Genomic DNA, 13979 nt, shown 5'->3' with positions numbered 1-13979 from the left:
TCAGTCCCGCCGGGCCGCCCCAAGGGCCTGAGAGCCCCCTCGGGGGGCAGGAGCGAAGCAAGGTGGGGGTCGCATGGATTCAGTGCAGCACCGACGGCGCCTCGATGACCTCGGCCGGCTCGTCGGGCGTGCCGGGGCTGGCGTGGTGGGCCACCAGGCGCCAGCCCTGGGCGGTGCGCAGGTACACATTGGTGGCCAGCACATGGCCCACCTGCGTGCCCTCGGTGGTGTTGATGTGCACCCGCTCCACCAGGCTGTGCATGGCCGCATCGGCACTTTGAACGCGGCGCACGCGCTCGATCTGCAGGTTGATGCGGCCGCTGGCGAAGATGGCCTCGAAGGCCGCCCGCACGGCGCCGTGGCCCACCAGGCGCGGGCCGCCGGGGTGCACGCACACCACCTCGTCGTCGTCGGCCCAGACGGCCATCAGCTTGTCGAGGTCGCCCTCGCGCAGCGCCTCGTAGAACTGCGCCTCCACCTCGTCGGGCGTGCTCAGCAGGTGGGCGGCGTGGGCGGGGCGGCGGGGCATGGCGGCGGGCCTCGGGGTCAGCGGAAGATCACGGTCTTGTGGCCGTTCATCAGCACGCGGCGTTCCACGTGCCAGCGCACGGCGCGGGCCAGCACCACGCTCTCGACATCGCGGCCCTGGGCCGTGAGGTCGTCGGCCGACAGCGAGTGGTCGACCCGGGCCACGTCCTGCTCGATGATCGGGCCCTCATCGAGATCGGCGGTGACGTAGTGCGCCGTGGCGCCGATCAGCTTCACGCCGCGGGCATGCGCCTGGTAGTAGGGCTTGGCGCCCTTGAAGCTGGGCAGAAAGCTGTGGTGGATATTGATCGCCCGGCCCTTGAGCGCCGTGCACAGCTCGGGGCTCAGGATCTGCATGTAGCGCGCCAGCACCACCAGGTCGATCTGCTCGGCCTCCACCAGGGCCTCGATGCGCTGCTCTTGCGCACGCTTGGTGGCGGCGTCGGCGCCGGTGGGCAGCGGCAGGTGGTGGAAGGGGATGCCGTAGCTTTCGGCCAGCGCCGCGAACGCGGTGTGGTTGCTCACGATGGCCGGGATGTCGACCTGCAGCTGCCCGCTCTGCACGCGAAACAGCAGGTCGTTCAGGCAGTGGCCGTGCTGGCTCACCATCAGCAGCAGGCGCGGGCGCGCGGCCACGGCGTGGAAGCGCGCATCCATGCCGAACTGCTGGCGCACATGGCCGAACAGGTTGGCCAGCATGGCGCCGTCGGCCAGGTGCTGCGGCGCGGCGAAGTGCACGCGCATGAAGAACAGGCCGGTGGCGTCGTCGCCCTGCACATCGCCGAACTGCTGCGAATCAATGATGTTGCAGCCGGCCTGGTAGAGCAGGCCCGAGACGGCGTAGACGATGCCGGTGGTGTCGCGGCAGCTGAGCGTCAGGACAAATTCTTGCGCGCGGTTCAATGGGCCCCCAAGGCGCTGCGTGCCGTCGCCCCGAGGGGGCATTCGCTCTTGAAGCGGTGGTGCGGGTGCATGCACTCAATGCCCGTGCTGCAGCACTTCACCGGCCTTGAGCCGGTAGACGGTGCCGCAGTACGGGCACTTGCCGCCACCCTCGTGGGCCACGTCGACGTACACGCGGGGGTGGTTGCTCCACAGGGCCATGGCGGGGTTCGGGCAGGGCACGACGCCCGGGCCTTGCACGTCCTTGGCCAGCACTTCGACGATGGATTGCGTGTTGCTCATGACTTGGGTCCCTCGGGGACAGGTCGCCTCGGGCGACCAGGGGCGATGAGGAGCGAAGGGCGACGCCGGTTCCGGGTTTGCCGGGCCGGCGTCGTCGCCCCTCGGGGGCGGCCGCCAGGCGGCCGGGGCTTACACCTTGCTCAGCCAGGCGGCGTACTTCGGATTGCGGCCGTTGACGATGTCGAAGAACGCGGCCTGGATCTTTTCGGTGATCGGGCCGCGGCTGCCGCTGCCCAGCTCGATGCGGTCGAGTTCGCGGATCGGCGTCACCTCGGCGGCGGTGCCGGTGAAGAAGGCCTCGTCGCAGATGTAGACCTCGTCGCGGGTGATGCGCTTTTCCTTCAGCTCGAGGCCGAGATCCTGGCAGATCGCGAAGATGGTGTTGCGCGTGATGCCGTTGAGCGCGCCGGCCGAAAGGTCGGGCGTGTAGACCACGCCGTTCTTGATGACGAAGATGTTCTCGCCCGCGCCTTCGCTGACGAAACCGGCCGAGTCGAGCAGCAGCGCCTCGTCGTAGCCCTCGTCGGTGACCTCCATGTTGGCCAGGATCGAGTTGGTGTAGTTGCTCACCGCCTTGGCCTGGGTCATCGTGATGTTGACGTGGTGGCGGGTGTAGCTGCTGGTCTTGACGCGGATGCCGCGCTTGAGGCCTTCTTCGCCCAGGTAGGCGCCCCAGGCCCAGGCCGCCACCATCAGGTGGATGGTGTTGCCTTTGGGGCTGACGCCCAGCTTCTGGTCGCCGATCCACACCAGCGGACGCAGGTAGCAGCTTTCGAGCTTGTTTTCGCGCACCACCTGCTTTTGCGCCTCTTCGACCTGCTCGAGCGAGAAGGGGATCTTCATGCGCAGGATCTTGGCGCTGTTGAACAGGCGCTCGGTGTGCTCGCGCAGGCGGAAGATGGCCGTGCCGTCGGCCGTGTTGTAGGCGCGCACACCCTCGAAGGCGCCGCAACCGTAGTGCAGCGTGTGGGACAGCACGTGGATCTTGGCGTCACGCCAGTCGACGAGCTCGCCGTCCATCCAGATCTTGCCGTCACGGTCGGACATCGACATGGGGAGCCTTTGCGCAGTTGGGTAGAGAGAAGAACCCCGGATTCTAGGCAATCGTGCGCCGTTCACGCCTCAGCGTAGGGGGTGCCTGGCCAGGGGCACCGCGCCATCATCCACGCCGGGAGGATTCACACGATGACGTTTTCAAGAACCCGCGGGGCGCTGGCCGCCGCCGCCCTGACCCTGGCGCTGGGCCCGGCACAGGCGCTGGAGCTGCTGGTGCCCGCTTACTTCTACCCGCCGGTGTGGGATCCGGCGCAGCGCAACATGTGGCGCGAGATGCAGCAGGCGCTGAGCCAGGGCGTGGCCGTGACGGCCATCCTCAACCCTGGCAGCGGCCCGGGCACGGCGCAAGACCCGAACTACCTGTCCGCGGTGAACGACTTCCGCGCCGCCGGGGGCCGCGTGCTGGGCTATGTGTACACCTGCTACGGCACCGACCAGTGCGCCGTGGCCGGCGAGCAGCGCAGCGCGGCCACCGTGCTGGCGCAGGCCGAGCGTTATGCCGAGTTCTACCCGGTGGACGGCATCTTCCTCGACGAGATGGGCGGCGACGCCGCGCTGGCCTACTACAGCACCGTGTCGCAGGCGCTGCGCAGCGCCCACCCCGACTGGCAGCTGGTGGGCAACCCGGGTGCGCCGGTTCCCGCCGCCAGCGCCGCGCTGGTGGACACGGTGATGAGCTTCGAGCAGGGCCGCGGCGACTACAGCAACACCGCGCCGGCCGAGCCCTGGATGCTCAGCGCCGCGCCCGCGCGCCAGGCCCACATCCACTACAACGTGGCCTCGGCCGACCAGATGCGCGGCCTGCTCGCCCAGGCGGTGGCGCGCCGCGCCGGCTACATCTACATCACCGACGACCGCTACCTGCCCGGCAGCGCGGTGGACACCAACCCCTTCGACGTGCTGCCCAGCTACTGGGCCGAAGAGGTGCAGGCCATCCGGGCGATCAACGCCGCCGCGGTGCCCGAGCCAGCCACCTGGGCGCTGTGGCTGCTGGGCCTGGCGGGCCTGGTGGGGGCCGCCGGGCGCCGGCCGGGCGGCCGGGCCTGAGCGGCTGAGCGCGGCGCCCCGAGGGGCGTTCAGGCCGCGCCGGCCGGGGTGTTGGCGGCGGGCGCCTCGGGCGCTTCCGGCACTTCCGGCCGGTGCAGCGTCCAGCGCACGCAGCGGCCGGCGCGCAGTTCAACCGTCACGCTGCTGCCGCCGGCATCGCGCCAGCGAAAGCTCTCGGGCGTGTCGGCCAGTTTTTCGCCCAGGCTGCGGGTCATGCCGATGATGTCCATCAGCCGCAGGCCCTGGCGCAGCCGGGCGTTCAGCATCACCGCGCTGGCCACCTCGCCCACCGGCGCGCCGGTGGCCTGGCGCATCGCGCGCATGGCGCGGCTGAACTGCAGCAGCAGCCAGAACACGATGACCGAAAAGGCCAGCGCCACGCCGGGCCAGCCATAGGTGAACCAGCCGGCCAGCAGCGCGGCCAGTGCCAGCAGCCAGCCAAAGGCCGCCGAACCGAAGATTGCCGAAGTCATGGCCCGATTGTCGGTGCGCGCCGGGTGGTCACAGGCCGCGCACCAGGTCGATGGCCTCGTCGATGCGCTCGATGGCGTGCACCGTCAGGCCCTCGATCGGCTTTTTCGGCAGATTGGCCTTGGGCACCAGGGCCACGCTGAAGCCCAGCTTGGCGGCCTCCTTCAGGCGCTCCTGGCCGCGCGGCGCGGGCCGCACCTCGCCGGCCAGGCCCACCTCGCCAAAGGCCAGAAAGCCCTGCGGCAGCGGCTTGCCGCGCAAAGATCCCTGGATGGCCAGCAGCACCGCCAGGTCGGCCGCCGGCTCGCTGATGCGCACGCCGCCCACGGCGTTGACGAACACGTCCTGGTCGCTGCACTGCACGCCGGCATGGCGGTGCAGCACGGCCAGCAGCATGGCCAGGCGGTCGCGTTCCAGGCCCACGCTGAGGCGCCGCGGGCTAGGCCCGCCCGAATCCACCAGCGCCTGAATCTCCACCAGCAGCGGCCGCGTGCCCTCCAGCGTGACCAGCACGCAGCTGCCCGGCACCGGCGCGCCGTGGGTGGACAGGAAGATCGCGCTGGGGTTGCTCACACCCTTCAGGCCCTTCTCGGTCATCGCGAACACGCCGATCTCGTTGACCGCGCCGAAGCGGTTCTTGATGGCGCGCACCAGGCGGTAGCTGCTGTGCGTGTCGCCCTCGAAGTACAGCACCGTGTCGACGATGTGCTCCAGCACGCGCGGGCCGGCAATGGCGCCTTCTTTCGTGACATGGCCCACCAGCACGATGGCGCAGCCGCTGGCCTTGGCGGTGCGGGTCAGCTGGGCGGCGCACTCGCGCACCTGGGCCACGCTGCCGGGCGCGCTGGTGAGCTGGTCGGAGTACAGCGTCTGGATCGAGTCGATGACGCAGAAGTCGGGCTGCTCGTTGGCCAGCGCGGCCTGGATCTTCTCGAGCTGGATCTCGGCCAGCACACGCAGCTGGGTGCCGGCCAGGCCCAGGCGCCGTGCACGCAGCGCCACCTGGGCGCCCGACTCCTCGCCGGTGACGTAGAGCACCTTGATCTGCGACGACAGGGTCTCGGCCGCCTGCAGCAGCAGGGTGCTCTTGCCGATGCCGGGGTCGCCGCCGATCAGCACCACGCCGCCGGCCACAATGCCGCCGCCCAGCACGCGGTCGAGCTCGGGCTGGCCGGTGGGCGTGCGTTCCACATCGGCGGCCTCGATCTCGGCCAGGTTGGCCACCGCCTGGGCCTTCACCAGGCCCTGGTAGCGGTGGCGTGCGGCGCCGCTGGCCTCGGCCACGGTTTCCTCCAGCGTGTTCCATTCGCCGCAATGCGGGCACTTGCCCAGCCATTTGGGGCTGACGCCGCCGCAGGCGGTGCAGGTGTACTGGGTTTTCTCCTTGGCCATGCGGGCGATTGTCGTCGGCCGGGCGGGCGCCGCCGGCCTGCGTGCTACAACCGCCACCCTTCGCTGCCTTGCACCCGGGATGTCATGAGCTGGTCGGTCTGGATTCCGTTCTTCATTGCCACCTTGGCCATCAGCCTGTCGCCCGGCCCGGGCGCCCTGGCGGCCATGGGAGCCGGGCTGTCGCATGGCTTCGCGCGCGGCCAGTCCATCGCCTTCGGCCTGCTGCTGGGTGTGTGGACGCAGACCCTGGTGGTCAGCGTGGGCCTGGGGGCGGTGCTGGCCACCTCGGAGCTGGCCTTCACGCTGGTCAAGTGGGTGGGTGCGGCCTACCTGGTGTGGCTGGGCGTGCAGCAATGGCGCGCGCCGGCGCTGGGCCTGCAGGTGGCCGCAGCCACCGGCGCCGGCACTGCGGCCGCGCCAACCGGCCGCGGCGCGCTGGTGCTGCGCGGCTGGGGCGTCAATGCGCTGAACCCCAAGGGCACGGTGTTCTTGCTGGCCGTGCTGCCGCAGTTCATCGACACCAGCGCGCCGGTGGCGCCGCAGTACGCGGTGATCGGCCTGACCTTCGGCGTGGTGGAGTGCCTGGTGATGAGCGGCTACGTGGCGCTGGCCAGCCGGCTGCAATCGGTGCTGGCTGTGCCGCGCCGCATGCGCTGGGTGAACCGCGGCATGGGCAGCCTGTTCGTGGCCGCCGGCACCGCGCTGGCCTTGTTCAAGCGCGCCTGAGCGGCGCCGGCGCGCCGGCTGGCCCCTGCGGCACGGTCGGCCCCGGGTTACGCGGCCCTGCGGCCTGGATGCCCCCGGCCCCCTGAAACCAGGGGGCGATCGCCCGGCGGCGGCGGCCAGGGCCGTGGCCGCGCGGCAGCAGTCCCGGCGGCGCCGCTTGGCGCTGGACGCTCACAATGAATATGAAAGAAAAGAGTCAACCCATTCTTGTGGGGTGGTCTCAATATAATCCGTCAACCTTTTAACAAACCGCCTTGCTTATTTTCGTCGATACTTTTGACGAATACTCGCAGTGAATCCGTCACGGCTTATTCAAGCCCTTGATTCGTAAAGTATTTTTCGGCTGGAACAAAAATAGCAACCTCCTACTCCGGGTGCCGGATTGGTACTCGTTCGATGCAATCCCTTACAAACTCGGAGTTGAGATGCGAAAGATGAAATTGGCGGCCGTCATGGCCGCAGCGCTGCTGTCCACCGCAGGCGCCCAGGCGGGCCTGGTGCTGAACCTCGGCCCGTCCCTGACCAGCTTTGGCGACGTGGGCGTGGTCGGCGCCGGCCCCGCGCTGAGCGGCAGCCTCGACCTGTTCGACAGCAACACCGGCACGCTGACCGGCGCTTCGCTGATCCTCACGGGCAGCATGAAGACCACGATCACGGCCAATGCCGTGACGGCCTCGCGCTTTCGCACGGCCACCGGCGTTGACATGGGCTTCGACTCGTCGGTGGGCGCCCTCGACACGCTGCTGGACCCGCTGTTCCAGTTCTCGATGTCCCAGGGGCCCACGGGCGTTCAAACCCTGGCCTCCGGCGGCTCGGCCGTGTATGCCGACCTGATGGATGCCGACACCGTCACCATCGACCTGAGCAGCATCCTGTCGTCGCTGCAGGTCGCCGGTGGTGGCTCGTTCAGCCTGAGCTGCAACGCGCTGGCCAGCATGACCAACACGGTCATCGGCGGCAACGTCAACCTGGCGCAGATGACCGATGCCTCCTGCGGTGCGCAACTGGCGTACACCTTCGATCCGCTGACCCCGCCGCCGACCGTGCCCGAGCCCGCGTCGCTGGCCCTGGTGGGCCTGGCGCTGGCCGGCATGGGCCTGTCGCGTCGCCGCAAGGTCTGATCGCGCACCGCCTTGGGCGGTGATGGCGGGGTGGGCGGCGGCCGTTGGGCTGTCGCGCCCATCCCGCCCCCGGCGCCCGGTTCGCGGCGGTGGTGAAACCTTGGGGATGGACGCCGTCACCTGGCGGCGGGATGGTGCCGGTGTGCCAGCGCGGCCCGGCCGCGCGGCACATCCCACCACCCGGCGTTCAGATCGGGCGCCGCACAGGAGACCGCCCATGCACCGCCCATTTTTTGCCGCCTGGCTGGCGGCAGGCCTCACCAGTCTGGCCTCACCGGCCTGGAGCCAGGGCCAGCTCGACTGGCTGCAGGCCGGCGCCACGCAGGTGTCCGCCGGCAGCAGCGTCGGCTTTGGCGTGGGCTGGAGCATCCAGGGCGAGTTCCAGAGCGGCGGTGGCAACAACCCGGTGGAGCCGGCGGCGGTGGAAGGCAGCAACGAATGGCTGATGAACTGGTACTGGACCGAGAGCACCACGGCGCTGGGCATCGAGGTGCAGGTGTCGGGCCCGCAGCTGCTGTCGTTCAGCGAGCAGCCGCCCAGCGGCCCGGCCGGCAGCTTCGGCTTCCAGATGCAATTCGACGCGCCCGGCAGCTACCTGGTGAGCGCCTCGGGCAGCTTCGCGCTGCGGCGCACCCGCGTTGACGAGGCCGAACTCGCCACCCGCTACTGCTACAACAGCGGTGATCCCGAACAGGGCGTGTACCTCGTCTGCGACAGCTGGGGCTACAGCTACCCGCGCCTGCAGACCGAGTCGGATCTGGGCGGCGCGCTGAACACGCTGTCGGTGCAGATCGAGGTGCAGGCGGTGCCTGAGCCGGCCACCGTGGCGCTGTGGCTGGGCGGCCTGGCGGCGCTGGGCCTGGGTGCTTGCCGTCGCCGGGATCAGGCGGCGGGCTCGGTGTCACCCCGCACCGGCACGCGCGGGGCCAGCGCGCACATCAGCTCGTAGCCGATGGTGCCGGCGGCCTGGGCCACCTCGTCGATCGGCAGCAGTGCCTGGCGCGGGCCGCGGCCCCACAGCGTGACCTCGCTGCCGATCTGCGCGCCGGGCACCGGCGTCAGGTCGACCGCCAGCATGTCCATCGACACCCGACCCACGGTGCGGGTGCGCTGGCCCTCCACCAGCACCGGCGTGCCGGTGGGGCAGTGGCGCGGGTAGCCGTCGGCATAGCCGCAGGCCACGATGCCGATGCGCATGGCCTGCTCGGCGGTGAAGCGGCTGCCGTAGCCCACCGTGTCGCCAGGCTGCAGCGCCTGCACGCCGATCAGGCGCGAGCGCAGCGTCATGGTCGGCTGCAGCTGCCAGTGGGCAATGTCGTGCTCGGGAAAATCGGGAGCGCAGCCGTAGCTCAGGATGCCGGCGCGCACCCAGTCGTTGCGCAGCGCGGCGCTGCCGGCGGCGGCCGGGCCCAGGTGGCGCAGGATGGCGGCGCTGTTGGCCAGGCTGCGCTCACCCGGCAGGTCGTGCGTGGCGGCCTCGAAGGCCGCCACCTGGTGGGCGATGCCGCGCGGGCCGTCGGCATCGGCAAAGTGCGTCATCAGCGAAATCTCGTCCACCTGGGGCAGCGCGTTCAGCCGCACCCAGGCGCCGCGAAACGCCGTGGGCGTGAAGCCCAGGCGGTTCATGCCGCTGTTCATCTTCAGGAACACGCGGTGCGGCTGGTGCGTCTTGTGCGCCGCCAGCCAGTCGATCTGGGCCTCGCAGTGCACCACGTGCCAGAGGTTCAGGCGCGAGCACAGCTCGAGGTCGCGCGCATCGAAACAGCCTTCCAGCAGCAGGATCGGGCCGCGCCAGTCGAGCGCGCGCAGGCGCTCGGCCTCGGCCAGGTCGAGCAGCGCAAAGCCGTCGGCGCTGCGCAGGGCGTCGAACACCCGCTCGATGCCGTGGCCATAGGCGTTGGCCTTGACCACCGCCCACAGCCGGGCATCGGGCGCCAGTGCGCGCGCGCGGCCCAGGTTGTGCGCCAGCGCGTCGGGGTGGATCAGGGCTTCGATCGGACGGGGCACGGGCAGGGCAGGCGAAGGCGGCAACCCGCCGGATTCTGCCAGCCGAGCTGCCACCACCGGAGTGCCAAGCCGCTGTCAAACGGGACTTGGCGTCGCCCCCCCGTGCTATAACCGCGCCGCACTCGGCCGGCCGGCCGGCGGATTGTTCCGCCGCCCGGCGGCAGCGCCGGGCACGATGGCAGTGATGGTGATGGTGTTGGGCGGCAGCGGTCTGCCGGTTGGCGAAGGACGGTTGGGGTGCGCCCCGCGCGGCGGATGAAAAAAGGCTTCTACACCATCATGTCGGCGCAGTTCTTCAGCTCGCTGGCTGACAACGCGCTGCTGGTTGCTGCCATCGAACTGCTGCGCCAATCGCAGGCCCCGGCCTGGCAGATCCCGGCGCTGACGCCGATGTTCGCGCTGTTCTACGTGGTGCTGGCGCCCTTCGTCGGCGCTTTTGCCGACGCCGTGCCCAAGGGCCGCGTGATGTTCATCAGCAACACGATCAAGGTGGTCGGCTGCCTGATGATGCTGTTTGGCGGCCACCCGCTGCTGGCCTATGCGGTGGTGGGTCTGGGCGCGGCGGCCTACTCGCCGGCCAAGTACGGCATCCTCACCGAGCTGCTGCCACCCTCGCAGCTGGTCAAGGCCAATGGCTGGATCGAGGGCCTGACCATCGCCTCGGTGATCCTGGGCATCGTGCTGGGCGGCCAGCTGGTCGGGCCCAAGCTCTCGCCGATGCTGCTGGGCTTCGACCTGCCGGCCTTCCACACCGGCATCGACACGGCGCCCGAGGCGGCCATCGTGATCATGGTCGGCGTGTACATCATCGCGGCGGCCTTCAACCTGTTCATCCCGCGCACCGAGGCGCCGCTGCAGGTGCTCGAGACCAACCCGCTGGCCCTGCTGCGCGACTTCACCGACTGCAACGCCCGTCTGTGGCGCGACAAGCTCGGCCAGATCTCGCTGGCCACCACCACGGTGTTCTGGGGCTTCGGCGGCAACCTGCGCATCATCGTGTTTCCGTGGGCTGCCGCGGCACTTGGCTACACCACCACCCAGGCCTCCAACCTGGCGGGCGTGGTCTCGGTGGGCGTGGCGGTGGGCGCCGTGTGGGCCTCGGCACGCATGCGCCTGGACAAGGCCACCGGCGTGATCCCGCTGGGCATCGCGATGGGCCTGCTGACCATCGGCCTGAACGGCATCCGCGACATCTGGGTGGCTGTTCCGTTCCTGCTGCTGCTGGGCGCGGCCGGCGGCTACCTGGTGGTGCCGATGAACGCGCTGCTGCAGCACCGCGGCCACAACCTGATGGGTGCCGGCCGCTCGATCGCGGTACAGAACTTCAACGAGCAGGCCTGCATCCTGGCCATTGGCGCGTTCTACACCGGCCTGACCAAGATGGGCTTCTCGGCCTTCATCGCGATTGCCGCACTGGGCAGCGTGGTGGCCGGCACGATGCTGGTGATCCGCCGCTGGCACCAGCGCAACCTGGTGGACCACCGCGACGAGGTCGAACGCCTGCTCGCGATCGCGCGGTCCGACAAGCACTAGGCATGGGGCACCCGGCGTCGCGCGGACGCGCCGCCACCCGCGGGGCGGGTTGGCCCGCCGCCTTGGGGCGGCCCGGCGCCGGCGGGCTGGGCACGATGCACCCGGCATCTAGCGGACGAACCGCCACCTGCTGCCCGTGAGCGCCCTGCGTTCGCCAGGCGCGCTGGCCGCGCTGGCCTTGCTGTTCAACGCCTTGACCTGGGGTGTGAGCTGGTGGCCGTTTCGGGCCATGGCCGGGCTGGGGCTGCATGCGCTGTGGCTCACGGTGATCGCCTTCGGCGCGGCCAGCCTGATCCTGGTGCTGCGCCGGCCCGGCGCGCTGGGCGAGCTGCTGCGCACGCCGGTGCTGTGGGTGCTGGTGGCCGGCGCGGGCACCACCAATGCCTGCTTCAACTGGGCGGTGAGCATCGGCGACGTGGTGCGCGTGGTGCTGCTGTTCTACCTGATGCCGCTGTGGACGGCGCTGCTCTCGCGCCTGCTGCTGGGCGAGCGCATCAGCGCGCGCGGCATGTGGCGCGTGGCGCTGGCCCTGGCGGGCGCCGCCGTCGTGCTGTGGCCGGCCCACGGGCTGGCGGCGGGGCCGGGCCTGGGCCTGGCCGATGGCTTGTCGCTGCTGGGCGGGTTCAGCTTTGCGCTGAACAACGTGATGCTGCGCCGCGAGGCCCACCGCAGCGAATCGGCCCGGGCGCTGGCGATGTTTGCCGGCGGCGCGCTGGTGGCTGGCGCCCTGGCGCTGGCGCTCACCCGCGGCGGGCAGATTGCGCCGCCACCACCGCTGGCCGCCGGCTGGGTGCTGGCCGCGGTGCTGCTGGCGGCCTGGTTTCTGCTGGCCAACCTGGCGCTGCAGTTCGGTGCGGCCCGGCTGCCGGCCAACACCACCTCGGTGATCATGGTCAGCGAGGTGGCCTTCGCCAGCCTGTCGTCGCTGGCCCTCGGCGCCGGCACGCTGGACGCCCGCACGGCGCTTGGCGCGCTGCTGATCGTGGGGGCGGCACTGCTCGCTGCCTGGCAGCGCGACTGACCGCGATGGGCCGCGCGCTGGCCTTGGTCTGACCAATGGCCGATGGTGAATGGCTGGTGGCTTGTGGCTGGTAGCCGATGGCCGTGCGCTGCCGTGCGCCCCGGCCACTGGCCAGTCAGACGCGGTGCCGGGCCAGCGGCTGGGTGATGGTGGTCTCGGTGGCCGCCGGTGCCTGGCGGCTGAAGCCATGGCGGCGCATCAGGCCATCGAGCACCGCAAAGTCGAGCGGCTTGGCCAGAAAGGCCTCGGCGCCGGCCAGCGTGCCGCGCACCTGATCCACCGCCTCGTGAAAGGCCGACACCATCACCACCACCGGCGCGCGCCCGCCCGGGTGCAGCAGCTGGTGGCGGATGCGGTGGCACAGCGCCAGGCCGTCGCTGCGGCTTTGCGGGCCGAGGTCGATGTCGAGAAACACCAGGCCGTAGGGCTGGTGGCTCAGCAGGTCGAGGGCGCGCTCGCTGTCGCGCGCCACATCCACCACCAGGCCGTAGGGCTCGAGCTCGCGGCGCAGGAAGTGCAGGGCCACCTCGCTGTCGTCAACCAGCAGCGCGCGGCGCAGCACATCGGGCCGCAGCGCGGCCTCGCGGCGGCGCCGGCGGGCTTCGGCCGCCTGCTGCTGCGTTGACAGCGCGGTGGCCAGGTCGACCCGGTCATTGGCGCGGCGGCCGTTGTGCGCGGGCAGGCCGGCAGTGAGCGCGGCAGCCGAGCCGATGGTGCGCAGCGGCCCGGGGGACAGCGGGTCGCCAAACAGGCCGGTGGGCAGGGTGGGCGCCATGCTGCCCAGCAGCAGGTCGGGCCGGGTGTTGCGCCCGCCCGGGCTGGGCGTGGGGCGCGCATCGGCCACGCGGCCCAGGCCCTGGGGCTGGGTGCCGGCAAACGCATCGGCATCGGCATGGGCCGAGGCCTGGCTCGGGTGGCCACCTGCGACGGGGCCGTGGCGGCGCACCAGCAGCGCGTCAAGCTCGCGCAGCACGTGGGCGGGGTTGATCGGCCGCATCATCCAGCCGGCGGCGTCGCCCGAGCCATGGGCGCCGACGAACACGGCGTCGGCATTGCGGTCGAGCTCCTGCAGCAGGGCCAGGGTGCCGGGCTGCTCGGCGTCAACGACCACCAGATCGGCGTCGTCAAGGGCCAGCACATGGCTGTAGCTGGGGCGGCGTTGGGCGGTGAGCTGGAAATACGACACCAGCGCACTGCGCTCGAATTCACTGAATCCGAGAAGGGCAATGCGGACGGGCGATGGCACGGTGAAGGATTCCCTGGAGTAGTTGCACCCATCGTGGGCGGCATAGGGTCTAACCGTCAATGCGGGCCATCGCGCGAACTAGGGATAACATGAGCCCCGCACTGTCAACTGCGGCACTGAACCGCGCAACTTTTGTCGAGGATCAGCATGAGCAGCACCGCGTCGATCGCCGACTTCAGCGCGCAAGACATCACCGGCAAGACCTTGAAACTGGCCACGCTGGCCGGCCAGGTGCTGCTGGTGGTCAACACCGCCAGCCAGTGCGGCTTCACGCCGCAGTTCAAGGGCCTGGAGGGGCTGTGGCAGCAGTACCGCGAGCGCGGCCTGGTGATCATCGGCTTTCCAAGCAACGAGTTCGGCCGGCAAGACCCCGGCAGCAACGACGAGATCGCATCGTTTTGCGAGCTGAACTACGGCGTCAGCTTTCCGATGATGGCCAAGGTGGAGGTCAATGGCGCCCAGGCCCACCCGCTGTACCAGTGGCTCAAGACCGAGGCGCCGGGCATCCTGGGCAGCAAGGCGATCAAGTGGAATTTCACCAAGTTCCTGGTGGGCCGTGACGGCCGGGTGATCCGCCGCTACGCGCCGCAGGACACGCCCGAGAAGCTGGCCGCCGACATCGAGGCCGCGCTGGGCTGAGGCGCCC

The 13979-nt window shown here is 70.5% G+C and carries 15 protein-coding genes; 7 read left to right on the top strand and 8 right to left on the bottom strand.

Annotation, left to right across the window (positions count from 1 at the left end; translation table 11 throughout):
- Window positions 1-79: 79 nt before the first annotated feature.
- The 4 genes from N4G63_RS00160 to N4G63_RS00145 all read right to left on the bottom strand — a co-directional run bounded on the left by N4G63_RS00160 (window position 80) and on the right by N4G63_RS00145 (window position 2766).
- On the bottom strand, window positions 80-529 hold the full coding sequence (locus tag N4G63_RS00160) for a YybH family protein (protein WP_260789490.1): 450 nt from the start codon (window positions 527-529) through the stop codon (window positions 80-82).
- 17 nt (window positions 530-546) lie between these two features.
- Entirely contained in the window at window positions 547-1473 is a 927-nt protein-coding gene (gene purU / locus N4G63_RS00155) for a formyltetrahydrofolate deformylase (protein WP_314599195.1), read from the bottom strand.
- 33 nt (window positions 1474-1506) lie between these two features.
- Complete coding sequence (locus N4G63_RS00150; RefSeq protein WP_260789492.1) at window positions 1507-1713, bottom strand: zinc-finger domain-containing protein; 207 nt, start codon at window positions 1711-1713, stop codon at window positions 1507-1509.
- A gap of 129 nt (window positions 1714-1842) precedes the next feature.
- Complete coding sequence (locus N4G63_RS00145; RefSeq protein WP_260789493.1) at window positions 1843-2766, bottom strand: branched-chain amino acid transaminase; 924 nt, start codon at window positions 2764-2766, stop codon at window positions 1843-1845.
- A 132-nt stretch (window positions 2767-2898) separates the two neighbouring features.
- Between N4G63_RS00145 and N4G63_RS00140 the strand changes: the two genes are divergently transcribed.
- Window positions 2899-3816 carry a spherulation-specific family 4 protein gene (locus tag N4G63_RS00140; RefSeq protein WP_260789494.1) on the top strand — a complete coding sequence of 306 codons (918 nt, stop codon included), beginning with the start codon at window positions 2899-2901 and terminating at the stop codon, window positions 3814-3816.
- 29 nt (window positions 3817-3845) lie between these two features.
- Here the strand turns inward: N4G63_RS00140 and N4G63_RS00135 are convergent, their stop codons facing one another.
- Both N4G63_RS00135 and radA read right to left on the bottom strand, forming a co-directional pair.
- Window positions 3846-4289 (bottom strand): hypothetical protein, encoded by a 444-nt coding sequence (locus tag N4G63_RS00135; RefSeq protein ID WP_260789495.1) that lies wholly within the window; start codon window positions 4287-4289, stop codon window positions 3846-3848.
- Window positions 4290-4317: 28 nt separating this feature from the next.
- The gene (gene radA, locus N4G63_RS00130) at window positions 4318-5679 is read right to left on the bottom strand and encodes a DNA repair protein RadA (protein ID WP_260789496.1); all 1362 of its coding nucleotides are present in this window, start codon (window positions 5677-5679) and stop codon (window positions 4318-4320) included.
- 84 nt (window positions 5680-5763) lie between these two features.
- Between radA and N4G63_RS00125 the strand changes: the two genes are divergently transcribed.
- The 3 genes from N4G63_RS00125 (at window position 5764) to N4G63_RS00115 (ending at window position 8475) form a co-directional block, all read left to right on the top strand.
- A complete protein-coding gene (locus N4G63_RS00125) occupies window positions 5764-6405 on the top strand; it encodes a LysE family transporter (RefSeq protein WP_260789497.1) in 642 nt (213 codons plus the stop codon).
- A gap of 434 nt (window positions 6406-6839) precedes the next feature.
- A complete protein-coding gene (locus tag N4G63_RS00120; protein ID WP_260789498.1) occupies window positions 6840-7526 on the top strand; it encodes a choice-of-anchor E domain-containing protein in 687 nt (228 codons plus the stop codon).
- Between the two features lie 217 nt (window positions 7527-7743).
- Complete coding sequence (locus N4G63_RS00115; protein ID WP_260789499.1) at window positions 7744-8475, top strand: PEP-CTERM sorting domain-containing protein; 732 nt, start codon at window positions 7744-7746, stop codon at window positions 8473-8475.
- Here N4G63_RS00115 and alr read toward each other — a convergent pair.
- Window positions 8409-9533, bottom strand: coding sequence for an alanine racemase (alr, locus tag N4G63_RS00110; RefSeq protein WP_260789500.1), 1125 nt, complete (start codon window positions 9531-9533; stop codon window positions 8409-8411). The genes N4G63_RS00115 and alr overlap by 67 nt on opposite strands.
- 255 nt (window positions 9534-9788) lie before the next feature.
- Here alr and lplT point away from each other — a divergent pair, with 255 nt between their 5' ends.
- Together lplT and N4G63_RS00100 are read left to right on the top strand one after the other, a co-directional pair.
- Window positions 9789-11066, top strand: a complete 1278-nt coding sequence (lplT, locus tag N4G63_RS00105) for a lysophospholipid transporter LplT (RefSeq protein ID WP_314599194.1) — start codon at window positions 9789-9791, stop codon at window positions 11064-11066.
- A gap of 136 nt (window positions 11067-11202) precedes the next feature.
- Window positions 11203-12087 carry a DMT family transporter gene (locus N4G63_RS00100; RefSeq protein WP_260789502.1) on the top strand — a complete coding sequence of 295 codons (885 nt, stop codon included), beginning with the start codon at window positions 11203-11205 and terminating at the stop codon, window positions 12085-12087.
- Window positions 12088-12202: 115 nt separating this feature from the next.
- Here N4G63_RS00100 and N4G63_RS00095 read toward each other — a convergent pair whose 3' ends face one another.
- Window positions 12203-13333, bottom strand: a complete 1131-nt coding sequence (locus N4G63_RS00095; RefSeq protein ID WP_260789503.1) for a response regulator — start codon at window positions 13331-13333, stop codon at window positions 12203-12205.
- 147 nt (window positions 13334-13480) lie between these two features.
- On the opposite strand from N4G63_RS00095, the gene N4G63_RS00090 reads away from it, so the two are divergent.
- Window positions 13481-13972, top strand: a complete 492-nt coding sequence (locus tag N4G63_RS00090) for a glutathione peroxidase (protein WP_260789504.1) — start codon at window positions 13481-13483, stop codon at window positions 13970-13972.
- Window positions 13973-13979: the final 7 nt, after the last annotated feature.

This window comes from Aquabacterium sp. OR-4, assembly GCF_025290835.2.
GTDB lineage: Bacteria > Pseudomonadota > Gammaproteobacteria > Burkholderiales > Burkholderiaceae_C > Pseudaquabacterium.
This window is presented reverse-complemented; position numbering and strand designations above follow the sequence as displayed.

Coding starts and splice junctions, on each gene's coding strand:
- N4G63_RS00150 (WP_260789492.1), bottom strand. CDS start 1,713: ATGAGCAACACGCAATCCATCGTCGAAGTGCTGGCCAAGGACGTGCAA.
- N4G63_RS00125 (WP_260789497.1), top strand. CDS start 5,764: ATGAGCTGGTCGGTCTGGATTCCGTTCTTCATTGCCACCTTGGCCATC.
- N4G63_RS00140 (WP_260789494.1), top strand. CDS start 2,899: ATGACGTTTTCAAGAACCCGCGGGGCGCTGGCCGCCGCCGCCCTGACC.
- radA (WP_260789496.1), bottom strand. CDS start 5,679: ATGGCCAAGGAGAAAACCCAGTACACCTGCACCGCCTGCGGCGGCGTC.
- purU (WP_314599195.1), bottom strand. CDS start 1,473: ATGCCCCCTCGGGGCGACGGCACGCAGCGCCTTGGGGGCCCATTGAAC.
- N4G63_RS00135 (WP_260789495.1), bottom strand. CDS start 4,289: ATGACTTCGGCAATCTTCGGTTCGGCGGCCTTTGGCTGGCTGCTGGCA.
- N4G63_RS00145 (WP_260789493.1), bottom strand. CDS start 2,766: ATGTCGATGTCCGACCGTGACGGCAAGATCTGGATGGACGGCGAGCTC.
- N4G63_RS00160 (WP_260789490.1), bottom strand. CDS start 529: ATGCCCCGCCGCCCCGCCCACGCCGCCCACCTGCTGAGCACGCCCGAC.
- N4G63_RS00120 (WP_260789498.1), top strand. CDS start 6,840: ATGAAATTGGCGGCCGTCATGGCCGCAGCGCTGCTGTCCACCGCAGGC.
- lplT (WP_314599194.1), top strand. CDS start 9,789: ATGAAAAAAGGCTTCTACACCATCATGTCGGCGCAGTTCTTCAGCTCG.
- N4G63_RS00115 (WP_260789499.1), top strand. CDS start 7,744: ATGCACCGCCCATTTTTTGCCGCCTGGCTGGCGGCAGGCCTCACCAGT.
- N4G63_RS00090 (WP_260789504.1), top strand. CDS start 13,481: ATGAGCAGCACCGCGTCGATCGCCGACTTCAGCGCGCAAGACATCACC.